At 44.8% G+C, this 23760-nt stretch carries 29 protein-coding genes; 16 read left to right on the top strand and 13 right to left on the bottom strand.

All coding sequences use genetic code 11. The features are described 5' to 3' along the window. The first annotated feature begins 1018 nt into the window (after positions 1–1018). From AB6D80_RS18955 to AB6D80_RS18990, 8 genes are all read left to right on the top strand, one after another. Positions 1019–1828, top strand: coding sequence for a hypothetical protein (locus AB6D80_RS18955; RefSeq protein ID WP_102367737.1), 810 nt, complete (start codon positions 1019–1021; stop codon positions 1826–1828). Positions 1829–1839: 11 nt separating this feature from the next. Continuing rightward, positions 1840–2634 carry a hypothetical protein gene (locus AB6D80_RS18960; protein ID WP_081230202.1) on the top strand — a complete coding sequence of 265 codons (795 nt, stop codon included), beginning with the start codon at positions 1840–1842 and terminating at the stop codon, positions 2632–2634. Beyond that, a complete protein-coding gene (gene mobH, locus AB6D80_RS18965) occupies positions 2634–5078 on the top strand; it encodes a MobH family relaxase (RefSeq protein ID WP_372189272.1) in 2445 nt (814 codons plus the stop codon). The genes AB6D80_RS18960 and mobH overlap by 1 nt, the downstream gene beginning before the upstream one ends. Beyond that, positions 5071–6984, top strand: a complete 1914-nt coding sequence (gene traD / locus AB6D80_RS18970) for a conjugative transfer system coupling protein TraD (protein ID WP_372189274.1) — start codon at positions 5071–5073, stop codon at positions 6982–6984. The genes mobH and traD overlap by 8 nt, the downstream gene beginning before the upstream one ends. Positions 6985–6993: 9 nt before the next feature. After that, positions 6994–7620 (top strand): hypothetical protein, encoded by a 627-nt coding sequence (locus tag AB6D80_RS18975; RefSeq protein ID WP_081230205.1) that lies wholly within the window; start codon positions 6994–6996, stop codon positions 7618–7620. Beyond that, positions 7610–8293, top strand: coding sequence for a DUF4400 domain-containing protein (locus AB6D80_RS18980; protein ID WP_081230206.1), 684 nt, complete (start codon positions 7610–7612; stop codon positions 8291–8293). The genes AB6D80_RS18975 and AB6D80_RS18980 overlap by 11 nt, the downstream gene beginning before the upstream one ends. Before the next feature lie 22 nt (positions 8294–8315). Continuing rightward, positions 8316–9281 (top strand): S49 family peptidase, encoded by a 966-nt coding sequence (locus AB6D80_RS18985; protein ID WP_081230207.1) that lies wholly within the window; start codon positions 8316–8318, stop codon positions 9279–9281. Positions 9282–9860: 579 nt separating this feature from the next. Continuing rightward, on the top strand, positions 9861–10535 hold the full coding sequence (locus tag AB6D80_RS18990) for a hypothetical protein (protein WP_086715020.1): 675 nt from the start codon (positions 9861–9863) through the stop codon (positions 10533–10535). A gap of 655 nt (positions 10536–11190) precedes the next feature. On the opposite strand, the gene AB6D80_RS18995 is transcribed toward AB6D80_RS18990, so the two are convergent. The 5 genes from AB6D80_RS18995 to AB6D80_RS19015 all read right to left on the bottom strand — a co-directional run bounded on the left by AB6D80_RS18995 (position 11191) and on the right by AB6D80_RS19015 (position 14688). Next, complete coding sequence (locus AB6D80_RS18995; RefSeq protein ID WP_158094634.1) at positions 11191–11679, bottom strand: DUF4262 domain-containing protein; 489 nt, start codon at positions 11677–11679, stop codon at positions 11191–11193. Positions 11680–12845: 1166 nt separating this feature from the next. Then, the gene (locus tag AB6D80_RS19000) at positions 12846–13511 is read right to left on the bottom strand and encodes a hypothetical protein (protein ID WP_086715013.1); all 666 of its coding nucleotides are present in this window, start codon (positions 13509–13511) and stop codon (positions 12846–12848) included. Continuing rightward, positions 13508–13993: a hypothetical protein gene (locus tag AB6D80_RS19005; RefSeq protein WP_272237505.1), complete on the bottom strand. Its 486-nt coding sequence runs from the start codon at positions 13991–13993 to the stop codon at positions 13508–13510. The genes AB6D80_RS19000 and AB6D80_RS19005 overlap by 4 nt, the downstream gene beginning before the upstream one ends. Before the next feature lie 14 nt (positions 13994–14007). Continuing rightward, positions 14008–14223 carry a hypothetical protein gene (locus tag AB6D80_RS19010; RefSeq protein ID WP_081230214.1) on the bottom strand — a complete coding sequence of 72 codons (216 nt, stop codon included), beginning with the start codon at positions 14221–14223 and terminating at the stop codon, positions 14008–14010. Positions 14224–14319: 96 nt separating this feature from the next. Beyond that, positions 14320–14688 (bottom strand): hypothetical protein, encoded by a 369-nt coding sequence (locus tag AB6D80_RS19015; protein WP_086715010.1) that lies wholly within the window; start codon positions 14686–14688, stop codon positions 14320–14322. Positions 14689–15109: 421 nt separating this feature from the next. Between AB6D80_RS19015 and AB6D80_RS19020 the strand changes: the two genes are divergently transcribed. The 7 genes from AB6D80_RS19020 (at position 15110) to AB6D80_RS19050 (ending at position 19497) form a co-directional block, all read left to right on the top strand. Further along, positions 15110–15439: a toprim domain-containing protein gene (locus AB6D80_RS19020; protein ID WP_372189278.1), complete on the top strand. Its 330-nt coding sequence runs from the start codon at positions 15110–15112 to the stop codon at positions 15437–15439. A 416-nt stretch (positions 15440–15855) separates the two neighbouring features. Further along, positions 15856–17670, top strand: coding sequence for a DNA cytosine methyltransferase (locus AB6D80_RS19025; protein WP_198595699.1), 1815 nt, complete (start codon positions 15856–15858; stop codon positions 17668–17670). A gap of 80 nt (positions 17671–17750) precedes the next feature. Continuing rightward, positions 17751–18089, top strand: a complete 339-nt coding sequence (locus AB6D80_RS19030; RefSeq protein WP_150330747.1) for a hypothetical protein — start codon at positions 17751–17753, stop codon at positions 18087–18089. Between the two features lie 92 nt (positions 18090–18181). Further along, positions 18182–18577: a hypothetical protein gene (locus AB6D80_RS19035; RefSeq protein WP_086715008.1), complete on the top strand. Its 396-nt coding sequence runs from the start codon at positions 18182–18184 to the stop codon at positions 18575–18577. A gap of 16 nt (positions 18578–18593) precedes the next feature. Further along, entirely contained in the window at positions 18594–18887 is a 294-nt protein-coding gene (locus AB6D80_RS19040; protein ID WP_102367728.1) for a hypothetical protein, read from the top strand. 51 nt (positions 18888–18938) lie between these two features. Next, entirely contained in the window at positions 18939–19070 is a 132-nt protein-coding gene (locus AB6D80_RS19045; RefSeq protein ID WP_261901431.1) for a hypothetical protein, read from the top strand. Positions 19071–19179: 109 nt separating this feature from the next. Then, entirely contained in the window at positions 19180–19497 is a 318-nt protein-coding gene (locus AB6D80_RS19050) for a hypothetical protein (RefSeq protein ID WP_086715006.1), read from the top strand. Between the two features lie 181 nt (positions 19498–19678). On the opposite strand, the gene AB6D80_RS19055 is transcribed toward AB6D80_RS19050, so the two are convergent. The 4 genes from AB6D80_RS19055 to AB6D80_RS19070 form a co-directional block, all read right to left on the bottom strand. Next, entirely contained in the window at positions 19679–20140 is a 462-nt protein-coding gene (locus tag AB6D80_RS19055) for a hypothetical protein (protein WP_086715005.1), read from the bottom strand. 1 nt (position 20141) lies between these two features. After that, positions 20142–20384, bottom strand: coding sequence for a hypothetical protein (locus AB6D80_RS19060; protein ID WP_081230224.1), 243 nt, complete (start codon positions 20382–20384; stop codon positions 20142–20144). Between the two features lie 291 nt (positions 20385–20675). Then, positions 20676–20930 (bottom strand): hypothetical protein, encoded by a 255-nt coding sequence (locus AB6D80_RS19065; RefSeq protein ID WP_081230225.1) that lies wholly within the window; start codon positions 20928–20930, stop codon positions 20676–20678. A gap of 61 nt (positions 20931–20991) precedes the next feature. Then, positions 20992–21198 (bottom strand): hypothetical protein, encoded by a 207-nt coding sequence (locus AB6D80_RS19070; protein ID WP_372189282.1) that lies wholly within the window; start codon positions 21196–21198, stop codon positions 20992–20994. 184 nt (positions 21199–21382) lie between these two features. On the opposite strand from AB6D80_RS19070, the gene AB6D80_RS19075 reads away from it, so the two are divergent. Further along, complete coding sequence (locus AB6D80_RS19075; RefSeq protein ID WP_081230227.1) at positions 21383–21727, top strand: hypothetical protein; 345 nt, start codon at positions 21383–21385, stop codon at positions 21725–21727. Between the two features lie 165 nt (positions 21728–21892). Here AB6D80_RS19075 and AB6D80_RS19080 read toward each other — a convergent pair whose 3' ends face one another. The 4 genes from AB6D80_RS19080 to AB6D80_RS19095 all read right to left on the bottom strand — a co-directional run bounded on the left by AB6D80_RS19080 (position 21893) and on the right by AB6D80_RS19095 (position 23652). After that, on the bottom strand, positions 21893–22144 hold the full coding sequence (locus AB6D80_RS19080) for a hypothetical protein (RefSeq protein ID WP_081230228.1): 252 nt from the start codon (positions 22142–22144) through the stop codon (positions 21893–21895). An 85-nt stretch (positions 22145–22229) separates the two neighbouring features. Then, positions 22230–22670 (bottom strand): hypothetical protein, encoded by a 441-nt coding sequence (locus AB6D80_RS19085; protein WP_086715004.1) that lies wholly within the window; start codon positions 22668–22670, stop codon positions 22230–22232. A 179-nt stretch (positions 22671–22849) separates the two neighbouring features. Continuing rightward, positions 22850–23248, bottom strand: coding sequence for a hypothetical protein (locus AB6D80_RS19090; RefSeq protein ID WP_081230230.1), 399 nt, complete (start codon positions 23246–23248; stop codon positions 22850–22852). Between the two features lie 47 nt (positions 23249–23295). Further along, positions 23296–23652, bottom strand: a complete 357-nt coding sequence (locus AB6D80_RS19095; protein ID WP_081230231.1) for a hypothetical protein — start codon at positions 23650–23652, stop codon at positions 23296–23298. Between the last annotated feature and the right edge of the window lie 108 nt (positions 23653–23760).

Below are 23760 nucleotides of genomic sequence, written 5' to 3' on the forward strand. Positions count from 1 at the left end.
AGACCGGCGCTGGTGCTGCGTCATGCCATCCCATGTCAGGCAATGACATTGAATTTCAGTTTTTGCTACCAGCATCGCCTGGTGACCAGCAGGTTCTCGGGTGAAAAACCGACGCTCTGCCTGATCAGAATACCGACAGTCAGGCTAAGATGTTGGGGTTGTGCTTAAGATGGAAGTTTACTTACCGACCATTAATTTCTATTTGAGCTTACTGAATACATACTGACAATTCTTAAGCCACGGACACCATTGCTAGTCATGGCCTGATTAAAAAGCCTAAGAGTACATTCGTCCCAGAAATGTTCATCTCCCATTGCCTGTCCAAGAGGTAGATAACGTCGAGGTCCTGATGACCAGCAGAAAACTGAGCGCTGGTGGCTGGCTCGCAACTGAAATGTCATTCAAAGATGTGGGAATCGAAATCTACGCCGGAGCGAACACCAGGGCGCTGGCCAGCCGAGGAGCTGGTGCCAGGTTTATTGCATTCAGTGTCAGGCAATGACATTGAGTTTGATAATTTTCATACCAACGAGGCCCAGGTGATACTCGTGACCAGCAGGTTCTCGGGTGATAAACCGGCGCTGGTGCCGGAACACATCATCCCGTGTCAGTGCAAGACATGGGAATCGACATCTGCGCCGGAAGAAATTCTTGGGGCTGGTCATCCGCCGGTTCCCAGCCGAGGAGCTGGTGGAAAGTCATTAGTTCCAATGTCATTCAGAGAAATTGAGTTGAGCGACTGCACGAGCTCAAATCGTGAATTCCACGAACGCTGGTCATGTCTAGTCCCCCTTCCCTGTCATAACGAGACAAAGCGTTAGGCTAAACAAATTCAAATTCGTCGCTACGACATTCATGATTGAACCATTGTTCATACCAACGAAAACACCCGCAGACCTGCCCTATTCGAAAAGCAATTCTGAAATCTATTAGCGAAAATTCGTCCCTTATTTGAAAAAACGTCGATTTAATTCATGCAGTATCAACCAATACCCCATTTGGGAAGGAGACAGGGTTTATGCATGAACAGACGGATGTCCTTGACGTTCAAACAGACGAACTTGATGTTCTTACTGAGGACATTGAGGCTGATGTTCAGGTTAAAAAAGACGATATCCATGCAGGTCTAAAATTGGGTTTGATCACCAAGAACCTAAAACGTAATGCAATGGAACTGAAGGCGGTCTATGCCGAAGCCGGTGAACTTATAGCCGAAATGGAAGACTTGGCTGACAAGTATTACCGAAAACCTCAGCTCGAACAGAACCATACAATTATCAAAGACAATTCTTACCACCGTAGAAGCACGTTCGCCAATACAGGCCATGTACTGATTGGGACTAAGTATTACACCAAAGACAGGGACGGTTGGGAGAAGGTGATGTGTTTTGAACTTCGAATGCGTGACATGAGCCGCTTAAACAAAACAACAAAAAAGAAGGCGTATCACTTTGATCCCGATAAGAAGATTCCGAATTCAGAGAAATACTATGAAATTCCTAAGTTCGCGACGAAGTACGAGAACAAGTCAGAGAACAAGATTCCCTACAAAGTGCTGACCCACCCTTTTTCCAAATCACAATGTAAAAAATACATGAGGGATTGGGAATTAAAGCAGTTCCTAACATTTAAGCAAATTATCAGTCCACCCACACGACGTTACCTCGGATTAAGGGAGCGCTATAAAACGCTTCGAGAGGAACGACGCGTATTACTCAGCATTTTCATTGCAGATAGAGGGCTCCCACTAAGCAGGGAATACAACCGAAAAATAGGCGAGCTAGAAAAGGTCATCGCTGACCATTACCCAGAACTCATCAATCTCTAAGGAGAATCACCATGGCTGAATTTAAGCAAATGCGACGCCACATCCCCGTTTCAATCGTGTGTCGAAGCGAGACAATGTACCGCTACTTAGGTCAAAAAGGCGGTCAATTGGTTGGCGCAACACAACGAATTGCGACGCTGTACGAGTCCACCGAAGACAACGATGAAAACCGTGATGCGGTAGTGTCTATCTTTGAAACCAACTTTGAACATTTGGAAGAAGGTCAAGGTGAGTTTGCAAGACAGGCTGATGCAGTGAAGCGTAAATACCGCAAACAAAATCGCAATGTACCTTTTCCTGAAATCGAAGTACCAGATAACCACAAAGTCGTCATCGATGTGACCCACCCTGTCTTCCAACGTGTGTTGCAGGTCATTCGAAAGTTCGACAACTCGATGGCGGTCATGGAAGTACTTTGGATGGTAGGCGATGTCGACGAAGAACGTTACAAGTACGCGAAAATCAAACTCGCTTCTACGATGTCGCGCTTCTCTAACGACGTGTTCCGTATTACCAACCAACTTCGCTCGCTAGACACTGGTCGCGGCACAACACACCAACGCGTTAATCAACAAATCAATCAAAAGTTGAAACCAGTAGAGGTGGTTGAAGAGGTCACCGATGAGCAGCCAGATAACGTGTCGGCTCCATTGAATGAAGCTGAAACTGAGCAAGAAGCAGAACCGGTGGATATTCATGCTGGTGGCGCTGAGATATTAGGCGAAGACGAAGACCCACTGAGTGCGGAAGAAATTCAAGCCGTAATAACTCAAAAATCCGATGAGTCACTACAGGAATCAGCTTAATGCGAATGTTTGATGGCGTCAGATCAAAATTAACTCAAAGTGCAATTATCGTAAAAGAGAAATTACGCTTGAAAACTGGTGAGCTGCATGAGGAGTTCGCCAGTGAAACTATTTTGAAGCAGCAGCAGGAGATCACTCGCTTGCAGAAAGAAGTCGCAAGCATGATCAAATACCCGCCGACGCCAGATGGTGTCCCTGTCTTAACGGAGGGGGACATTTTATTCGCTTATAGAGGCATTATTAAGGAAACGTTCCTTGCCGTAGGCATGCTCGAAGGTACAGATAAAAGCCTGACTCCATGCTTTATGAACACGTACATGCATGCGATCCGTTCTGTGATTTCATTTTTCCACCTACTGCCTGCTAGTGAGTACCATCATCACAATGAAGTTGGCGGCCTACTTCGTCATTCATTAGATGTTGCCTTAATGACCTTAAGAATGTCGAAGGGCTCTCGACCTTTGGCTATCGGATTCCAAGATGAGGAGATGCTACGAGAACCGCGATGGCGCTTTGCCGCATGGTTAACAGGTTTGTTGCATGATGCAGGGAAAGTCATTTCTGACATGAGGGTTTCGGGGAAAGAGCTGGATACCACTTGGAACCCACAAATTGAAACCATTTACGAATTCAGTGAAAGATATGGTATTGACCGCTACACCGTTAGCTGGAATCCACGCCGTGCTAATCATTACCATGAGAAGCTGTCAGTGCTGTTATTAGACAGAGTACTGAGTGACACAGCAAAGCGCTGGTTATATCAATCTAACGATAACCTTTCAGGACCAATCATTGACGCGCTGCAGAACTATGCCCGTAAGGAAGGGTATATCGAGAAACCATTGCGCCGTGCCGATGCGCTCAGTGCCGAACGAGATCGTAGAACCCAATTCCACAAACTCATCGGACAGCGTAAAGCCGGTAAGAGTCACGGCATTATCTCGGCCATCCGAGATTTACGAAAAAACCGTTGGAACAAAGTCAATGAAATCGGTGCTCGCATGTATGTCATTGATGGGGAGGTATACCTCGATTACCGAAATGGCGTGCAAGACATCATCAGCCACATGAACGCTAATTCTAGCAACTCGGGGCACCTAGCCAGAATTGAATCCAACATTGGTATCGTAGTTCAGGAGATGGAAGAGCTAGGTATTGTGGAGCCGATGCATGAAGAGTCAGACTTTGTGAGGCTCACATTTACAGCGAAGCAAGGGAAGATGCGACAAGTTGATATCGTTCGTATCAGTTATCCAGATTTGGTCTTCGAAGGTGAATTACGCCCACCTAACCTTAAAGACTGTTACATCGAATTTTCTAGCATGGGCGAACGCTTAACAATCGACGCCAAAGGCAGCTTGGATTATACCGAGCCAAAAGATAACCCATTTCAGACCCTTTATAACTTGGACCCAGAACAAGGCTCCCAAGTAAATCGTAATAAAGCTCGTTCGTTGAATTTGCCGGGGCTACCAAAACCACCTGAAGAACTCATGCAAGCTGCTGAAAATCAATCACCGACAACGACCCCGCAGCAGATCAATGCAACAGCACCAGCACCGGCCAACACGAGCAACAATGGGAAGCCAGCAACAGCGACACCTGCTCAGAAAAACGTTCCTGCACAGAAAAACGTTCCTGCTCAAAACAACGTCCCTGCACAGAAACCAGCACCCAAACCTCAAGCAACGAAAAAGCCAGCGACGAAAAAAGCAGCGACTAAGACGAACACCACAAAGGCAAACTCACCGTCAAAGACAAGTGGGCCAACAATCGTGTTCGAAAATGAAACAAATCAGTCGGTGGAAGAAAACAATGCGGCACCTAGTGTATGGGATGGCATGAACATCAACGCAGCTGACGACAAACCGGTTCAGGCACCGTCGTCCAAACCTCTAGCCACCGCAGCTAAAGGGCGTAAGTCCCAAACACAGAAAGCACAGCAAAGAGCTTCCGCTTTAAAAAATGTGTCTGATAAAGACCTAAGAACCCTATGTTATGTGATGGCATGGGCGCTATCCAATGGTAAGACCGATGGTGATTCCATTGTCAGCTACAGCTCAAGAAATGCGATCTACGCGCACAAAACGTGGGTTCTTTGTCTTGTAGAGATGACCAACATGGAAATGAATACGACGGCCTTTTTTGACCGCTTCGGAGATGACATAGAACCAGGAAAAATATTGGGCATTGACGCGACAGAGCACATCAAGTTGGACAGCAGTTGCGTCAAAGCCTTCGCAGAACTGTTCGGTGTGGGCGAAAAACTGTTCTTAGATCAAATTAAAAATTTCAATGACTATGGTAGGCCAGAGCGTATGGATAACCTCGATTTCTTTGCAGGAAAGCTCACCATTAACAGCGAGCAAGAGAAGTTAATTTTAGATTCAAACCTCGCCAAAGAATTGAACTTAATTGCTAATGGAGTCGCTTCTGATGTTTAAGTCAAAGACAAAACCCCTGTATGACGATATTCAAGACTACTTCCGTGAAGTGTTTGAGATACAACAAGCTCGCGCATGGCTGGCTTCGGGTGCTTTTTTCAGTGTCGCTGGTGGATATCAAGCATTGTACAACCTATTCACTGAGACACCGGCTCCCGATACGGTGATGTTGACAGGGCTAGGTATGGCCACCAGCTTTGTCATGGCCGCCAAACGATCTTCTGAAGCATGGCCAATTCTAAAGATGCAGGCTCGATTGTGTTCGAACAAACTGGATATAGAGTCTTTGGAAGACACTCGAAAGAAGGCAGAGAAATACAAAGACCGTATGTACTTAGGGACCGGCTTTAATTGGGGGCCAGAGCACGCCATCAATATGTATAAAATCAATGCCCTCCCTTCTGCACGCCGCGACAAAAAAGTGCCTTTATATTTAAGGAAGTTGATCCCCTATAACCCTGATCTGAACGAAGCATTAGGTGGGGAGCCATTCCTCATGGCCTTGGGCAACGAGAAAGATGTGACTGTGCATTATGATGTAGGCCGCGCACACACAATCATCTACGGCGTTCCAGGCTCAGGCAAAACAACGTTGTTAAAGTTAATCGCATTAAACAAACTGTGGTCAAAGCGAAAATGCTTGCTCATCATCATCGACCCAAAAAATACGCCGGAAATGCGAAATGGGTTGAAAGCAGAGATGGAGCGTCAGGGTAAAGGGGACCAGTTCTACTATTTTGCCCCCGCACGGCCATCTGAATCTGTCGTTGTTGATTGCCTAGCCAACTATAACCGAACATCGGAACTGGCAACCCGTGTCGTTGAATGTATTCCAACGGGCGGCTCTTCTGGGGAAGTCTTTAAACAATTCTGTTGGGAACGTGTAAACCAAATTACTCAGGCAGCGGAATACATCGGTGAACGACTCACACTTCGTACCCTTCATTATTATCTGCGTGAAGGTCTAGTACGTCTGGTAGAGAAAACGTGTGAAACGTACTTCAGTCAAGAAATAGGTGTGGACTGGAAAGCCCAAATGAACGGTCGCATCAAAGCCATGGGCTCGCAAGACTGGCTTGAAAATATGATCATGTATTATTCCGATGTCATGGCTAAAGACAAACCTTGCTCTCAACTTTCAGGGATCATTGACGCCTTCCATAAAAAATCGTCTGAAGTGAGCACCAAAACTGGCTCACTGAATGCAATTCTGGAACAACTTTGCTCGGCGCCTCTAGATACATTGTTGTCCCCTGATTTAAATAATTTATCGGACAACCAACCGAACGTCGTCAATTTACGCGAGTTATCAAACACAGGTGGAGTGCTGTACTGCGCCACAGACGGTTTAACAGACCCAGTGATTTCAGGCACCTTATCGAAGCTTGTGTCGGCAGCTGCAGCGGCATCGTCAGCTGAACGTTATAACTTTGGTACAGGAGAAGAGCCAGAGGTTTGCTTTATGGTCGATGAAGCCCATAACGCACTTAATGATCCAATCCTGAATTTACTCGCCGTCGGTCGTCAGTCCAAATACGAACTGTACTTAAGTACACAGTCCATGCCCGACATCGTAGAAAAAACCTCGCAAGCGACCGCCGATAGGATAACCGAGCTGTGTGCCAATACCATCGCCATGCGATGTGAAGGCAAAGTAACTCGTGAATATGTATCAGAAAAGATGGGGGCAGCCGATCTAAGAAAGCATCAAAAGATGATTTCAAACAGCGCCTCAACACAAGATTCCGTCTCTTCATTCAATTCAGGTTCTGGTGTACGTGAGTCATCAGAAGAGCGCAGTTTATTTCCACCGTTCATGGTATCGGCCTTACCCAATTTGCAAGCTATATGCAGCTTCTCAAATGGAAATAAAACCCTACTCCGCCTGCCTGTAGAGCCACGTTAAGGAAAGATTATGAAAGTATCGACCAAATTCAAAAAAATTACTGCCAGCGTTTATCTGAATCGAACGATCGATAAAGAGTTGAGCGAGCGATTGAATTATCAAGCGTTTATTTGGCCGTCTCTTGGTGAGGTTCAAATGCGAGTAGTGAGGTTATTCGGTGACGTTGTGCCAGCTTCTTTCAATGAAGGAGAAGAACAACTCTTACTTGACGTGGTATTGCGAGAGATGGCCGACACATGGGATGAGCATTATGAGACACACGGCAAGGAAGTCGCCTTCAAGCACATCTTTTTGAAAGTGTTTGACCGAACCTCAGAACTGTTCAAAGTCATGGTCACATCAGAAGACACAAAGGCAGGCTGCGACCTAATCTGGGACCCGATTCGCTGTTCATTTTCAGACTTTGCTACGTCCAGCCGCGTATGTTGCATGGAAGTCATTGACAGAAAACTAACCTCAGAGAGCGAGAAACATTGTCGCCAACTGAGCCTGTTACTGCTCCCTCAACTCTTCGGTCGTCCTGAACTCAATACAATGGGTATCGCACCCTACGCCTTCGAAGATCCTCGCTCGGTGAATTTGTTAGACCTGTTACTCAAACCTGAAAAGATATTGGAGGCTGCTCATGGCGCATGATACCCAATCTTTTATCGACGAAGGTAACAAAGCCCTACTCGGTGATGGTGTCTCGATACTAAACCCGTGGGTAAGGCTGGGGTTTATGATCTGGTTCTTTTCTTTGTTGTATTGCTGGTTTGGTATGTCAGCGGAGCAATTTAGAGCCGACGTCATCGATGAGGTGTCCATTGTTCAGTCGACAATGACCGAAGAGCAATCAGAAATAGTGTTCGACCGTGTAAACGGTCAATACCAGACGACGATGGTCGATACGGGCATCTCCAATGTCATTGATAGATTTTATATCAAACCTGAAAAAACAAATGGGTCCGGGGTCTTTATTGCAGGCATATCAGAGCGGCTGGTGGATAACACAAAGATGTGGTGGTATCGCAGCATACTTCGACTGAACGTACTCATGGAATGGCTTCTTTTAGGCGGGGTGCTTATCTTCGCGTTCATGAGTGATTCTTACTACGAATATCGTAAGCGAATCTACGCCTTTACACAGCACAACGTGAAAATAGCGGCAATGGCCTTTCGCATGATATTCATCATTCTCTTTTCACTATGGGTCTTCCTTGTTGTCCCCATCATTGATGGCGGATTCTGGCGATATTTACCCCTATTTTTCATTGGTTTATGCATCCTATTAACCACCACGATCATGCGTGAATTCCAACGCTTTTAAACAGACATAGGTAATCAATAACATGCGGATATTTAAAAAGAAGAATCAAGAACCAAAGTCATTGAGAGAAAACCTCAAAGAGTTTACGCAGCGATACCGGTCTATTCACAACCTAAATCGGATTAAGGTTGGTTTCATTGTTTTTGGTGTGTTGTTCGCGGTCGGTCAAACCATATACCGAAGTCACTATTTCAACATGCCGGTTCCGCACATAGCGCTCATACAACTGGAGGGAGCCGTAGAGAGAGGCAGTCCGACAGCTGATGGAACTATCCTGTCAGAAAGCATAAGAAAAGCCATGAAAGATCCATTGGCTCATGCCATTTTGATTGAAGCGAACTCACCAGGTGGCAGCCCAGTGCAGGCCGAGATATTACATAGGACTTTAATGTCCATGAGAGAAACTACCAATAAGCCGGTCTATTTTTCGATAGGTGAAATGTGTGCGTCGGCTTGTTTATACATCAGCTCCTCGGCAGACAAAGTGTATGCCCATAAAAACTCGTTGATCGGCAGTGTCGGTGTCAGAATGGATACCTGGGGATTCGACAAACTCATTCAACAACTTCAAGTTCAAAGACGGACATACACAGCGGGTAAAAACAAAGCCTTGCTGGACCCGTTTTTACCCGAGAACCCTGAAGCAACAGAGCACATAGAGTCACATGTCCTCCAGCCATTATTTGAGGAGTTCAAAGGAGCGTTAATTGAAGGTCGTGGCGAGAAATTGGAAACAGACAACCCGGACATCTTCACTGGTTACATTTGGACAGGTTCAGAGGCCGTTGAAATCGGATTTGCCGACGACATTCAAACCCATTTCGAGATCCGTGAAAATCTGCGTGATGAGTACCAAGTGACGGACATACAGAACTACACCAAGCCTAAGTTCAGCATGATGAAGCTCCTGAGTTCCGATTTCTGGGCTGAGGTGTTAGCGAAAACTGCCATGAAGTTAGACTCAGGCAGCGAGATGGAGCTTAGATAGACAAATGGAGTGTTGGTTGTTCAATGAAAGACAATCAACACTCCTCTTCTGCTGGCAAGGTGGTGCAAGAACGTCGGTTCGTCGTTGGTGGAGGGGTGGCAAAAAATAGACGTCGCCCGTATGCGATAACATAATATGGTAATGAAAATCAGGCAAAGACAGGCAGGGTAAATGGGAAATTTCTTATCTCGGATGCGTCGTCACTCTAGTTAGAATCGGTAACTGGGAATTCAAACTGTGAAGTGTGTTGCACTTTTGTTGAGAGGATGTAAAGGCATTTCATCGATAAACCCCTTCCCAATAAATGTGACGTGATTCAAACCTAAGCAGAATTTCAGTCAACAAAATCATATGCTTGTGTATATGTGAAATGCAAGTCATTGATATGTAGACACAAAAAACATACAAAAAAGCTATCTATAAATTACCTTACATTAGTCATGGTTATGCACATAATTCGGTAAACAGCAATATCTTATTTGGTGATTTGCCAATACTAAAACCCTTAATTACTATTAATTATTATGTTGAAAACTCTCAAGATTTTATTATTTAATATTAATGCAGTTGGGTGTCATTATGAGTAATAAGAAAACAGGAAATGAAAATGATACACACGCCGGTGAGCTCAGTTTGAAACATCTTCGTCCTGTATCTTTCGACAGCGACACAGCAGCTGACGCACATACCATTTTGCACAAAGTGTCTCTCACGGACCATGAAACGAATAAGTTCGATGCGGAATGCTGCAAGAAAGTGGCTGATAAGTTAAAACGCCTATACGAATCACGGGGACTGATTGATGGGGATCTTACTGAGCACCACAAAGAAATGGTAAACTTTTCACCTGAAGTTGAGCTACAACGATACTTATCGGGTCAGCCTAACCAAAACCAACTGCCCAGCGAAAATGGTCACTCAGACCACCAGCATTTAGTTCAAATCCCACATTACTCACTTGAAACACCGGATGAGCGCATTCTCGCGATTGTTGCAGAAGGAAAATATCTAGAAAACAAAATGAAAGAGCTTGGCGCTAAAGGTGGTGGGATCAATACCATGAAACGCTCAATTAAGTGTTTGATGCCCGACTGGGTACTGAAGCATTTTGACGTGATCACTCCTACTCATTACAAAGCGCTCCATGTTCATAATTACACGGTCAGTCGAGACGAAGCAGAAGCTTTTTTGGAAGCCTGCTCTAAGGTGAGAATGGGGTTCTTTTGTATAGCGGAGAAACCGAGCTTTAAATAGGCAGCGGTACGAACAGATATTTTCTATTTCTGTCACTCCAATTTCTGTGGAATGACTTCCCACCCTCTCGATTCTTAACTCTCGGGGTGGGTAGACTCACTCAGGTCATACTCAAAATTTAATGCCGATTCATGAAGGATACTGGCCGTTGTCTCTGCACGAATTTCGGCCATAAATAAAGATACTTTGTGGGCGATTTCTACTTTATTCACTGCATTAAACATCCTTGACGTTCTCTTTCGTTTGGACGACCACTTCCCATGTTCATTATATGAAAATTCGGTCCAAGATAAGTCAAAGGCATCGTAGGTTTTTCCTCTAGAATGGAGCCTAGATTCTCTTACCGACACTTGGCACCCATATTTAAGTTTCTGTACCCATTGTGGGTTCGAATGTATCAATAAAGCGCGTCTGTCGCCGTAGATGCGAGCCAATAACGCTTTCACCTGTTGCTGTGCAGCCCTTTCGGGGTTTTTATATCGGGAACTGGAAAAGTACTCTTTTAGAAGTGGCTTATCAGACCAAACAGTCGGGATCTGGATATAATAAGATCCCGCCCGTTTACTACATGGAATTACATAGCTGTTCATTGATTTATAGTGTCCATCCTTGGTCTAATACCAGTCGAATCATGGTGACACGACTTTGCCAGTATTTAGTTATACAATTTTTCAAATTGAGCCACATCGAAGAAGATACTTTGATATGACTTCCACTTTGCATCAACGCCCTCTTGCCATGGAAAGCGGCCATTGGGATCGGGTAAAACCAGTTGAAACATCGGAATTTGCTTGTCATTCATACCCAGTGTGGTTTCAGCGACAGTGAACGTCCCATCGAGCATACAGTCCTGAGACACTTTAACCAACGCAACCGGCACATTGAATACCTCTTCAACATAAGTGATAGGCTCATCTAATTCAATCACACGTTCTTTGAGGTGTTTAGCAAAATGATTACCAAAGAAGTGCATTTGATCTGGACTTAAACCCGTGAGGGCGATCTCGAACTGATTATCCGTGCTGACGGATAGACCAACAGAATACACATAATCATTACCCTTTGGGCTGGCAGTCATAATGAACGTGGCCTCACCTCGATCTAACGACTTAGAAATTGAATCAACAACTTTAAAACGTTCCATAATTACCTCTCTCATTGTGTGGATGGGAGTATTATGTAAGTCCTTTTGCCCGTATCCCCCCGATGTATGAATCGTCCAAGCATTCAAAAGGGTTCATGGATTAAACGGGGGGTAACCGTAGTTGGTTTGAGGTTTAATTTCATGAAACGAAATCGGTTTGTTTCATCATCACACTGAAAAACGGAAGTAAGGTTGGGATTACCAAAATCCGCCCTGTCTCTTTTATGAGAATGAGTCCAAATTATACCTTATTTTCTTGATGGAAGCTGTCTTGCTTGGTAAACAGATATTAATGCATATGAGTGCTATGACACAAAACACTTAAAATGGCGTTAGGAAATGGAGTACACGACTTAGAGAAACTCTCGGGTGAACTATAACGGTCGCTATATTGTTACCTTTATTCAAAAATTTATACTAAGTCTTCAAATTCTTTCCGTTAATTGACATTTTGAACCAAACTCATCTGCATACTGTTTTACATGGACGGAAGTTCAATATCATTAGTAAAGCAAACGACTTTACAATGAATGCTATAATCACATAACAAAAAATAGATATAACACTCACAACCATTCAAAGCTTGAATGAAAGATGGGTAAAGCCTTTTGTATAAGGCACTGAACAAAGAAAAAAGCTAACCACGTCAAACGTTGCAAACAAGTTGATATATCCGATTAAAAGTAAAGGGGTGTAAGTCTCAACATTTCCTAAACATTTATAGCCATACGTAAGTCTGGTTTAACAAAAAGATAAGAAGACTAAGTTAATATTATGCAACTACATCATACGCACGAGCTAAACACCACATCGAATCCATTTGAAACGTTTGATGAAAATATCATTATGTTTTTGGAACATTACCAGATCCGAGACTTCAGTTTCGAATCCCTTACTGCCTTTTTAAAAGCAGAATACTGCGCAGCTAAAAAAACCGCTTCATTAAACCTCTCCTATCAGGAGTGGGCCGTGAAGAACGATGAGTATGTATCCACTGTCTCATCCTACTTCATATACAAAAACTGGTTAGTCCAATATGCACCAGAAGATTCGAGTTCAATCGTTACACTTCATTGACTGAACGCGTAAAGCCCAATCATCGATTACAATGATTGGGCTTTATATTTGTCTATCCCGCCACTCTTTCTATTCAATTGCGCCAGGTATTATCCTGTGCGATTCGGTGACTCCAAGTAAAATTGAACCTTACTTGTGTTTCTAGAAATGACATCGATCTGCTGTATGGACACGCTATCAGGAAGTGCAGGCTTACCACCAGCCTGTTCGAGATATTGTAGTTTTAGAAGTAACTGAATGAAGAACGCTTTGCACAGCAACCCAGAAATATCTTCGACACAAACAGACAAGTGCGCCAATGGGCTTGGCTTATCGAGGTTATTAAAGTATTCATTCTCAATGAAAGACAAGGTGATGGCACCAGAGCCAACACAAGGCTCATAAAGGGAAATTGACTCTCCATCCGTCTTCACACTACCGCGATTCAAACCGGCCATCAGTTTTGCTAACTCTATCGGCGTTGGAAAAAAGTCATTACTTTTCGCCAAGCTAGAGTACTTCGACAGCAAATCCCCTAATACATCCGTTTCTCCGCCTTCAACGGCCAATGTCGTGATCAAGTGAGTCATCAACTGACAATCCTTCTCGACATCCGGTGCTTTTAATTGCCCCATCACCACCTCGCTTGGTGGGTACATGTTCGTGTGCAAGAAACACCAATGGTCAATGAACATGTCGAGAAAGGAATGCGTCCCAAATTGATATCGCATCCCTTCAATGACCTTGTGAAGTTGGTTCTTAAGTGGTGTGCTCATGCGATTCTCTCCCAATGCTTCATCGTATTGGGATCAACGCAAAGCGCCCTTTCTAGCCATTCTCCTAGCGTGTCATCGCAATAGAACCGATAACTGAAAGCACAAGACTGCTGCTCTAAGTTGCCACGGATGTCAGTAAAACCTTCACTCGATACCGCTACCTTGAGATGTCGGGAGTCTTCAGAGAAAGTCAGCTGGTACTTCTGCATATACGACAACAGGGCAAACGGATCATCGAACTTACCATGTAGCGCGAAGAACCTCCCTTGAGTCTGTACCAACTGTTGAGTCATACGCTTCACACACTCAAGGTTATCGATAGGTACAACACGACCACTGTCCAACGACACATTGTGATTGATGACAAACCGAGGTGGCTTGTCATCGATGATCATGTAAATGGCACGACTTCGATAGCTCTGTTTCGAAAATGTGGTACGTAATACCCCATGATGCGTGCTGCTAAACAAAATAATGCTCATATGTCACCTCAGTATTAGTCGAGCTCGTATCCGTATTCGTCGAGACACAGACCACCAGCGTCATTGAGCCTCACTGAAACACCTTCAATACCCGTGTTATATACAGGGGTCGCCTCTGAACTCCCGTTCGCTATTGCCTCATCAATGAAGGCTTTAAGTTCCCCTAGCGTTAATAAGTCTTGGGTCTGTGGTGCTGTGTCGATGTCTTGCATTGGAATTGTGTCTGTCATGATCGTCACCTTAGTGGTATTAGTTAGTAGTTGGGTTGTGTGCATAGGTGGAAAGAAACCATTAGGCTGTACACCAATGGTTAAGCGAATTGGCAGTTACCATTCGAATGTTTCAAACAAAGGGATTTGATTTGCGTCTCGGTCGAATTCAATTAAGCCGATGCGGTTGCCGGTTGCCCAAGCCATGATTTGATTGAAGGCGTCACTCATCCCGTCGATATTATTGAGCGTTCGAGCTTCGGTGTTCATTACGACATCGGGGTCAGCGGCTTGCAGCTTAATGAAGTAACCATACTCACGCTCTAAAACGTGTGCGTTAACGGGGCCATCTTGTTGACTCAATAAGCTCAAGCGTTCAGAGTCTTCTTGGGTGAGATGGCAGGTAGACAAAGCCAGTGATAAGTAGAGCTCCATACTGCTTGTTTCAGTGAACTTTTGAATATCGCTTTGGATAGAGTTAATCATCGTCAATCTCCAAGTTATGTTTGGTACATAAGTTATGGCCAATCATAAAATGTGATGACAGCGGCTCCCCCCGATCTGGATGAGCGTGCAACCCTGACAATAGATAGAGTGCCAAACGGGGGGCTGAGTTTTACACGGCGGCTTTAATGACGATCGTAATAGACATACACAACACAATCGGAGGTCAATATGAGTGATAAACACCCAGTGATGTACGCACATTTAAAAGAGAGACGCTTGATGCCTGACTTATATTCGGGGCTACATGTCGACACTGAGGTTGTTGTGTTTTGTATTTAGATTATGGTCACTAACCGGACGACTCGTTGGTTATCAACAGTACCGACCGTTTGCCCCAAAACACACAGCACCCGATCACCGTAAGCAAGCACGATATTTCACATATGTGTCGAAAGAACATATGGCCACCAGCCTTGCTGCATTTGGCGTCGAGCAACTGGATCTGAAACAACGAGTGCTGTTTCTCGCAGAAGGCATCTTCGATGTTGTGCCTTTACATCGACTTGGCGTAAATGCATTGGCCGTTCTAGGAAATAATCCGAAGCACCTGAAAGAGTGGCTAAACACACTGCCTTTCCATGTCGTTGCATTATGTGATGGTGATGAGGCAGGCCAAACACTGGCTCGGTTCGCGCACCAAACCGTATCCTTGCCATCAGGCAAAGATCCTGGGGACATGTCCGACGAATGGTTTAAAAGTATGTTATCCGACTTTGGGTATCGTTTTTGAACGCCTTGCGTTGTGAGCACAGCGAATAAAGTATTTAAAGTGTGGGTCGCACTTATCGCGTTTGCGGTCCCACTTTAAATATTGCTTTTTGTTCCATGTCTTGACGCACTAGGACTGCGTTCAGAGTTTTCAATTAGCCTGCTCCCGCTTAGACCGCGAATAACAGCCTACGGCCATAGCGAGTAGACAGTACGGCTTTAAGAGTGAGTACTCATCATGAATTGTGCTCATGCTGAACCCTTCCCTTCCCTTCCCTCCCCCCTAAAATGATTCGACTCATCGGTTGATGCTCCCTGTGCAACGAAACGGGGGGATAGCCGAAGATTGGGCGCTAAATTGTTCATTCAACTGCTGACCTTTTCTCAGCAACAGCCAATTAAACAATGCCCACTTGGAGGTAAGCCATGGGAACCCTAATGAACAAAAACCAAGTAACAAAAAGTATGGGGAAAGCCTTTGGCTTATTAGCTGGCGAAGTCGCACTGGATTCTTTCGCTGGTGGCGGTGGTGCCAGTACAGGTATCGAGCAAGTTTTAGGGTGCTCTGTAGACATCGCGATCAATCATAATTTAGATGCCATCGAGATGCACAAGATGAACCACCCCAATGCACAGCATTACTGTGAGGACATTTGGGATGTGGACCCAGAAGAAGCCTTGCTTCGTAGTGGCGGAAATTCGATTGGATTAGCTTGGTGGTCACCCGACTGTACCCATTTTTCCATTGCAAAAGGAGGTACGCCCGTCAATCAAGCAATTCGTGGGTTAGCTTGGGTTGTCATCAAATGGGCGCTTCGTGTTCCAATCCGCGTTAACTTTCTTGAGAACGTTAAGGAATTCCGTACATGGGGTCCCTTATTGCAAGACGACAACGGCGACTGGCGACCAGACCCTGACCGTAAGGGAGAGACATTCGAAGATTTCATCAAAGCCCTCACTGTCGGATTATCTCCTCGTGACCCTTCATGGAGAGAGTGCGTACAGGCATGCGGGATTCAATACAACATCAAACAGAAACTTAAACTCTTCAAAGGGCTTAAGTACGACGTAGATTTCCGCGAACTCGTGGCAAGTGACTATGGCGCACCAACAATTAGAAAGCGTTTGTTTATGGTCATGAGAAATGACGGACAACCGATTGAATGGCCAGAAGTCACTCACGGTGATCCAGCAATCAATAAACAATTAGCCCCACAAAAGGTTGCTGCCGACGTGATTGATTGGACTATCCCTGTAAAATCCATATTCAATCGTAAAAAGCCATTGGTAGAGAAAACCATGGCTCGAATCGCGAAGGGCTTACAAAAATTCGTTTTTGATTCTGATGCGCCTTATATCGTCGAACACAAAAACCAACGACCATTCATTACCGAACACGCCAATGCGAGCAGTCAACGCAATATGCCAATCGATGAGCCATTAAGAACCATTTGCGCTCAGGTCAAAGGGGGTCATTTTGCAGTCGTTTCAGCCGATTTAGAGCAAGCTTATCCCAACGAGCAGAACAGTGACTCGACATCGGTTAAGGACAATAAACAAGAGCTGTTAGCATTCATGGCCAAGCACTTTACGGGCTGTGCTGGCGCGAGTATCGATGATCCTCTAGCGACCATTACAGGCGTCGACCACAACGCACTGGTCACAGCGAACGTCGAAAAATCCATCATTCCTACGTATGAAGAGTGGATTCAGTCAACGGAGAAGTGGGGAGGAACACGCGCTGAATATGATCGCCTTTTTGGTGAAGACGTGGACACAGTTACTACCAGTCACGTTATTAAGATGAGAGGCACCAACCTTGGGCATACCGTGAGTGAACCGGCTCATACAGTGAGCGCAGGTGGCAATCATTTAGGGATCGTCAACAGCTTTCTCATTAAGTATTTCGGTTCGAATTTCGGCACTGACATCAATACGCCAGTTCACACGTTAACCACCAAAGAGCGATTTGGGCTTGTTGTCGTTCAGGGCGAAGTCATGGTTAAGATGCACGGTGCTATCTATCGAGTGCTCGATATCGGCATGAGAATGCTAGAGCCTCATGAACTCTTCTTAGCTCAAGGCTTCCCAAAAAACTATCAATTTCAATTTGACCAAAATGGAAAGAAAATCAGCAAAGCCAAACAGGTTGCACGCTGTGGTAATTCTGTTTGTCCACCAGTAGCAAAAGCATTGGTTTCAGCCAACATCAAGCACATCCCGTTGAACTACGCTTTACCACTAGCCGCGTAGGAATTACGACACCAATACCCATACACTAGCGGCCAAGAGGGTCGCTAGTACCCAAACACAAGAACGTCACATCTCCACCAATGAAACTTGGGGTTAGCATGGCAACACAACTCAAAGGCGAAATCAAAATCTCGACAAGTGCAATGTCCGTTACAGCGGTGCCTGTTCACTACAACGGCAACAAATTTCTCGGGCTCATTGACCAAGACGGAGAAGTCATAGGCATGCTGTTCAATGACCGACCGTATAAGCCAGTCAACCCATACAGTGATTCCCACAACAAACCACGTATCGGTGAGCTCTACATCGGTTATGCCGCCAAGCAGCGTTTCGATGGCTCCTACGACGTCCTATCCGAACCCAAGCCTGTTTCAACATCCTGGGAGGACATCGAAGATGCACAAGTCACCGAACTTTAATGCAAATAAATACCGGAATCTCTGCGGTTAATTGAAATTGTGTCGAGCCTTAATTGTTATAAGTGGATATCACCTCAATTGGAGAGAGCATAATGCTAAAGAAAATCACGTTTCTTACCCTTAAATCAGTCCTCGCAATATTGGTAACGATAGTCATCGTAGCATTCGGTCAAATAGGTCAACTCATGGCGAGTAAAAACCACCTTGAGATGTCAGTCATTGAAAATTGGGTTACCGCTCACCCAGCTGATATCGTGCTGGTGGCTGAGTATCGAGAGAATTGCTTAAATCATGGCAAACAGGTTACCAGAGATAATCTCGAACAATCCTTAGCAGAGGCCAAACTAGAAGATGTCCTTGTCACCAAAGAGCGCTGTGCTAAATCGATGGGCCTAGAAGAGCTGCATAACAACATTGAAGTCGCCTTCCAACAAATCGAGTCGTATGCTTGGCCATTGTCATTGCTGGACGACTCACTAACAAACTAACGATGAGGAACCTGCGATGTTGCATACACAAATGAGCCCCACTACGGCACAACTAAAACGTATTATGAAAAAAGCCGAACAAGACAAGGCGTATCGATTAAAAACGGCAGCGTTTAAAGAGTGGCAGCACAAACTCCACCCAAATGATCAACTCCCCCGAGGTGCCTTCTTTAAAAACAAACGTGCGGGAAAGCCCATCGTTATCATGGACGAATGTCATATGTACTTCAAAAGACCAGCACGTCCATTCCCTCATGACCCAACAGCCGCTCTCAACTTCACAGACCAAACACAGAACGCTTTAGCCTAAGCCGCATTGGGAACACGAGTGCGAATACAATTCAGAAGATAGGAGATAGGTATGACAATTTCACATGGAGCAATGCAAGAGGCGTTGGATGCACAAGTTGAGTTCACAGCAGAACAAACAGGTGTCAGTGCGTTTTGGATAGAGATGGGGATGGTACTAATACCATTACTGATAATGCCTTGATTGTGGTTACGTCCTATTCGTTGTTATCCAAGCTGTCATCGAAAGAAGATGTGTTGTCATCGAAGGACAGTGAAGGAAAGTAATCGAGCGGAAGTAGAGGGAAAATACGATGAAAAAGCTAATTGCATCAGCACTTTTAATAATGTCGGCATCGAACGTGGTAGCTACTGAAGAAAAAGAACCCTATCCCGCTGCTGAACTAAAAAAGGTAGTGCAAAAGTTCGATGTGGCTCAGTTTGGTCAGCAAGTCGCGGTTATGGCACTGAGTTACGTCAAAGATATTCGAGAGGTAGATGGTCAGAAAGTGGTCGATGTGGTTGTAGTGGACAAGCTTTGCCATGTAACGGTTATTGAGCATGACAACGGGTTACAAGCTGAACAAGTCGCTTGTGATGCAGGAAATTATTTCGACAATCGATCCAAGTAGGGAAAAGAAATCGAACGGAAATGGCAGGTCAAAATATGCACAGTTTATGCAATTGGATTTCTTAGGCACCGATTTGGTTAAAAAATACACGGGGGTTATACCCCCAAATCCTCTGAATGACAATCAAGCAAGTGAATATAGCTGCATAATAATTCACACTAAAAGGCCCTGACATCCACTATCAACCTAGAAAATAATGTCGATACTCCGTCGAGCGTCTGAACCACATCATCTCTACGCCAACAAAGCGATTCAGTTCACCATAAGTCTGTTTCATTTCACTCATCAAAACTGATGTTATTTCAAAGAGTTTGTAATAGATAAATTCATACTTTCGCTCGTTAAGTTTGGCCAATACTTGATAGGTAGGGTCTACATAGTCGCCATTAGCCAGTTTGAGCCAGCAGTGTTCTACCGGTAGCCAAGTGCCGCTACAATTGACCATCGCAACCCCGTAAACCACACTGTCTGCATTCAGTAAATTCAAAGCCAGAGCGCTGTTGTCATAACAAAACTTCGGAATTGTTATTTCCTCTATGACGGCCAATTTATCATCAGGAAGGTCAGTCACCGTGACCCCCTGCATATGCTCGGGATTAACAAAGATCATTTTCCCCATTTCGGGACTCGCTTGAATACTCATACTATGCCCACCACGGTTTTGTGCAGGCCCAAACAATGGTCGCTCCCGCTTCATATTTGCATTGCTCTGCAAAGTCATGAGCCTCTTCTGAATTGCCAAAGCTTTCATCGGTATCAATACCGAACTCATCTGCCGCATGACCGTTCAGTCTTACGCCGAAGCCTGTGAACTGATTCGCTTTATCAAGGACTTCATAAATCGTTGCTGTGTTTTCTTCTGTATTCGTTGCTGTATTGATAGACATAGTAAGAACCTGTTTTTTGTTGAGGACAGGTTCATTATGCGCAGTCCAAAATGCGTTCCCCCCAGAACCAGGTGATGGTCAATGATTTAGGGTTTCTGAGGCATTTACGGGGGGAAGTGGGGGGAAGAGCCTTGCCTGCCCATGACTGCACGCAGGGGTTAGAATATGTAGTGTTCTCTCACACAGACAATATCATTTCAGTTTCAGTCCATGACATCACAAGACGCACACATCACTGAAAGCCGTTGCAGGGCTCTTTGAACGTGGACCATAGACATCAGTGACCTTTACCTAGCAAGTCATGATCTTGTAGTGTCCCATTGTCCCTCTTAGAAATTCTTTTGATACCCTCTTAATGTGCTCGATATCTGAGTCGTTGAGCTCAGGGTAGTAGTTGACAACCAAGGCACGCACCGCCGCATCACGACTGACATGTATACCCAAATCTCTTTCAATGACATTAACAAACTCAACGTTGCCTGAACCGCAATTACCTTGATCACGCTTCCGGCACGTCTTGAAAATAGCCCACTCTTTCTTGCTCATCGTAAAGCCCTTTTATTCTGGATGCGCTCTCAATTAACGCGACGCGACCTTGACCACCAAATCAATGAATGGGGGTTAACGTCATACTGAAATCAGATGCCACCCATTGCTTGAAGTCACCGGAATGAACAACAAGTTGTAGCTTATAGCCAGTACAATTGAGCTCTTTTTTAGCAAGCCTCACTAGAGCTAGACCTGTTTTGTCCGTTTTAAATTCAACTGTCTTTGATGTGAATGCCGAGTGCAGTTCCGCTTTAAATGTTTGCATGAAATATCTCACTCTGTTCGTTAGATATCTCCAGTATCCACCCCCTTACTTCCTTCTCCCCCCATTTGGGGTTTGGCGTTATATATGCCCTACACACATTGATCGAAAGGGGGGAAAAATAGTGTGCAGCCATAGAATGAAAGTTCAGGTACATAAACCGTCATTCAAGAACAAGGAGCAGAGCATGAGCCAAACCATTACCGTGTACTCATCGAGCTACCATCATGGAAGCAAGTCTGATGGCGTATCGAGCGACGATCTGGAACCGTACATCTCCAACAATTACGCCGACGCTTTGGGTTACATATTCGATTACGTGAAACAGCGTATCATCCATTCTTGCCCAGACCTCTTTGTTGAAGAGCAGCTTGAACGTCCGTCGATGAACTGCGATGAGCTAAAAGTAGTGCTCGACGAAGCGAGCCAAGATCAGCAGGAGAACTATTGTGATTGGTATTTTGAAATGGAGAATGAAAGCCTGACCACGGCTTCGTATTGCATCAAAGAGCATTCTATTACGTTGTCGTGATGACGGATGGGGGAGTCCACCAGCAAATACGTATTGAACCAATGTCAGTCTTAGACGGTGAGCCCCCTTTCCCTTTATTGATGATGATGGAAAGATCAGCTTAAAATATTTTCTATCGAGATTCGCCCTCAAAAAATGAGCCTATCCATTTCGTCCTTAACAGAATTAAACTAAACCATCGTAAATGTATGAAGCATGGGTGTGTCCAACGATAAAAAAGAAGTCGATGTTCAACTCATCCCTAGCCAACATCTCCTCGGTGACAATCAGGCAAGGAACACGAGAGCTATTGCATAGGATGTGTCCTACCTCAAGTTTGTCTTTTTCTGCCTTAACTGCATTAGGATATACCGTTTTGACATCAGCTTCAGCTCGCTGCTGGTCTGTTAAGTGACGTACTACAGATGATTTTTTCATAGTAATTTCCTGATATTAAACTTCGCTAATCCAAGGTAATCGACGTGACTACCCACATCGACTGCCTTCATTCCTGCTTAAAGTGTTACAAGGAATCGTCTTGTACGACCGTTCCAATTGTCTGCTCCGTTGTCAGGTTCACCAAACGCATATCACAGACTCGCGCCACATTTTTAACCAAACATGCCACCTCATCGTCCGGTCCTGCGTCATAGTCGTCTGAAAACATCGATATGGTTTCCGTCAATGATTCAAAGGTACTGTAAGTCTTAAATACCGGCTGACCTTCACTAAACTCGTTGTAGCCATGAGTCGTGATGACATCCAAAAGAAAGGGCTTCCCATTTGTCGGTGCGACCTCTACTGCACCAAAATTAAGGATACCATCGAAGTCATGACCTTTAAGGGTAATAACCAAGGCTAACTGAGCGATTAGATTTTCATTACGTTCTTGTTGACTAGGTACTGTTGATATCGCTGCTGTATCGGTCTGATTCGTTTGAGGTGCTGCAATTACTTGTTCCATGTTCAATCCCTTGTGTTATTCACTTAGTTGCTTGGAATGAGTCTATACCTGCCGCTCTGAATGGACAAAAAAAGACGGGGGGAGGTGAATTAAAATGGGGGGAGTCCAATGACATATGCCTGTGCTTTCGATGCGACTGCCTAAGTCCTTGAATGTAAGCCACCAGCAAACATCAGTAGTTACTGAATGGCTAACACATAGTTTGGCAAACAGTTAACACGTAGAGCACGATAGATCGGCGTGTTGTTTTCAGATGAGCTGAATTTCGCCGTTTCAATGCAATAAAAGTGGGGAGCTTGTGATTGATAGGGACAATAGCCTACATATGACGCAGCGTTTGTTTCAAAAGGCTCAAAATCAATTAGCGTACCTCGGATGACGGCATGCACCAATTTTGATTGCTCTCGTTTAACCCTTGCTTGCCCCTTCTCGCTTACGACAAACTCACAGTCAATCAATGACACTGAGGAAGAGTAGCCAATCACCTTTCCATAAGACTCTTTCTCTCGTGACCGAATAGAATACACACGCGTCGTATCGGTGGAGCGATGTAAGTTCAGATATACATCAACTTTCATGTCATGATCTCCAAGGTCTTAAGAGAAAGAATCGAACAAGGTGTCACTTAGCAATAACGAGCTTCATGAGCAGCTTTGAGTTTTTCCATCAATGACGACAAAACAGCGGCTTCCGTTTCAGGCAGGGAATCACGAGCGAATGCTTCTAAGAACTCGAAATCCAGCGCTTCATACGTAGCATCGAACTGACATACCTCATTCGGAGCTTCAACTGCTGTTCTGTGCATGTCATCCAATAGTTTGCAATGGTCTAGGTATTGCTCGGTCGTTCCATCAAGCAACTGGTTGGTTTCAAGCCAATGAAGGAGCCTATTCCATGCCATGTCTTCGTCCGTGGCATAAACAAGGTATGATTCTGGTTCGAAACCTTCTGCGTGAGTAACGACTAAGTACGGTTGTTTCATGTCTATCTCCAATTTAAAACGTTAGGGACTGGGTGCTGCCCACGCCCCGTTCCTATATGGAATCCACGTATTTACAAAGTGATTTTGGTAATAAAAGTTAAGATGCGG

Origin of the sequence: Vibrio sp. 10N.247.310.17 (assembly GCF_041466605.1) — a bacterium.
In the GTDB taxonomy this organism is placed as follows: domain Bacteria; phylum Pseudomonadota; class Gammaproteobacteria; order Enterobacterales; family Vibrionaceae; genus Vibrio; species Vibrio tasmaniensis_A.

What these genes read in the sequence shown, in the direction of transcription:
- AB6D80_RS18955 (WP_102367737.1), top strand. Translation starts at nt 1,019, where the DNA reads ATGCATGAACAGACGGATGTCCTTGACGTTCAAACAGACGAACTTGAT.
- AB6D80_RS18960 (WP_081230202.1), top strand. Translation starts at nt 1,840, where the DNA reads ATGGCTGAATTTAAGCAAATGCGACGCCACATCCCCGTTTCAATCGTG.
- mobH (WP_372189272.1), top strand. Translation starts at nt 2,634, where the DNA reads ATGCGAATGTTTGATGGCGTCAGATCAAAATTAACTCAAAGTGCAATT.
- traD (WP_372189274.1), top strand. Translation starts at nt 5,071, where the DNA reads ATGTTTAAGTCAAAGACAAAACCCCTGTATGACGATATTCAAGACTAC.
- AB6D80_RS18975 (WP_081230205.1), top strand. Translation starts at nt 6,994, where the DNA reads ATGAAAGTATCGACCAAATTCAAAAAAATTACTGCCAGCGTTTATCTG.
- AB6D80_RS18980 (WP_081230206.1), top strand. Translation starts at nt 7,610, where the DNA reads ATGGCGCATGATACCCAATCTTTTATCGACGAAGGTAACAAAGCCCTA.
- AB6D80_RS18985 (WP_081230207.1), top strand. Translation starts at nt 8,316, where the DNA reads ATGCGGATATTTAAAAAGAAGAATCAAGAACCAAAGTCATTGAGAGAA.
- AB6D80_RS18990 (WP_086715020.1), top strand. Translation starts at nt 9,861, where the DNA reads ATGAGTAATAAGAAAACAGGAAATGAAAATGATACACACGCCGGTGAG.
- AB6D80_RS18995 (WP_158094634.1), bottom strand. Translation starts at nt 11,679, where the DNA reads ATGGAACGTTTTAAAGTTGTTGATTCAATTTCTAAGTCGTTAGATCGA.
- AB6D80_RS19000 (WP_086715013.1), bottom strand. Translation starts at nt 13,511, where the DNA reads ATGAGCACACCACTTAAGAACCAACTTCACAAGGTCATTGAAGGGATG.
- AB6D80_RS19005 (WP_272237505.1), bottom strand. Translation starts at nt 13,993, where the DNA reads ATGAGCATTATTTTGTTTAGCAGCACGCATCATGGGGTATTACGTACC.
- AB6D80_RS19010 (WP_081230214.1), bottom strand. Translation starts at nt 14,223, where the DNA reads ATGACAGACACAATTCCAATGCAAGACATCGACACAGCACCACAGACC.
- AB6D80_RS19015 (WP_086715010.1), bottom strand. Translation starts at nt 14,688, where the DNA reads ATGATTAACTCTATCCAAAGCGATATTCAAAAGTTCACTGAAACAAGC.
- AB6D80_RS19020 (WP_372189278.1), top strand. Translation starts at nt 15,110, where the DNA reads ATGGCCACCAGCCTTGCTGCATTTGGCGTCGAGCAACTGGATCTGAAA.
- AB6D80_RS19025 (WP_198595699.1), top strand. Translation starts at nt 15,856, where the DNA reads ATGAACAAAAACCAAGTAACAAAAAGTATGGGGAAAGCCTTTGGCTTA.
- AB6D80_RS19030 (WP_150330747.1), top strand. Translation starts at nt 17,751, where the DNA reads ATGAAACTTGGGGTTAGCATGGCAACACAACTCAAAGGCGAAATCAAA.
- AB6D80_RS19035 (WP_086715008.1), top strand. Translation starts at nt 18,182, where the DNA reads ATGCTAAAGAAAATCACGTTTCTTACCCTTAAATCAGTCCTCGCAATA.
- AB6D80_RS19040 (WP_102367728.1), top strand. Translation starts at nt 18,594, where the DNA reads ATGTTGCATACACAAATGAGCCCCACTACGGCACAACTAAAACGTATT.
- AB6D80_RS19045 (WP_261901431.1), top strand. Translation starts at nt 18,939, where the DNA reads ATGACAATTTCACATGGAGCAATGCAAGAGGCGTTGGATGCACAAGTT.
- AB6D80_RS19050 (WP_086715006.1), top strand. Translation starts at nt 19,180, where the DNA reads ATGAAAAAGCTAATTGCATCAGCACTTTTAATAATGTCGGCATCGAAC.
- AB6D80_RS19055 (WP_086715005.1), bottom strand. Translation starts at nt 20,140, where the DNA reads ATGAGTATTCAAGCGAGTCCCGAAATGGGGAAAATGATCTTTGTTAAT.
- AB6D80_RS19060 (WP_081230224.1), bottom strand. Translation starts at nt 20,384, where the DNA reads ATGTCTATCAATACAGCAACGAATACAGAAGAAAACACAGCAACGATT.
- AB6D80_RS19065 (WP_081230225.1), bottom strand. Translation starts at nt 20,930, where the DNA reads ATGAGCAAGAAAGAGTGGGCTATTTTCAAGACGTGCCGGAAGCGTGAT.
- AB6D80_RS19070 (WP_372189282.1), bottom strand. Translation starts at nt 21,198, where the DNA reads ATGCAAACATTTAAAGCGGAACTGCACTCGGCATTCACATCAAAGACA.
- AB6D80_RS19075 (WP_081230227.1), top strand. Translation starts at nt 21,383, where the DNA reads ATGAGCCAAACCATTACCGTGTACTCATCGAGCTACCATCATGGAAGC.
- AB6D80_RS19080 (WP_081230228.1), bottom strand. Translation starts at nt 22,144, where the DNA reads ATGAAAAAATCATCTGTAGTACGTCACTTAACAGACCAGCAGCGAGCT.
- AB6D80_RS19085 (WP_086715004.1), bottom strand. Translation starts at nt 22,670, where the DNA reads ATGGAACAAGTAATTGCAGCACCTCAAACGAATCAGACCGATACAGCA.
- AB6D80_RS19090 (WP_081230230.1), bottom strand. Translation starts at nt 23,248, where the DNA reads ATGAAAGTTGATGTATATCTGAACTTACATCGCTCCACCGATACGACG.
- AB6D80_RS19095 (WP_081230231.1), bottom strand. Translation starts at nt 23,652, where the DNA reads ATGAAACAACCGTACTTAGTCGTTACTCACGCAGAAGGTTTCGAACCA.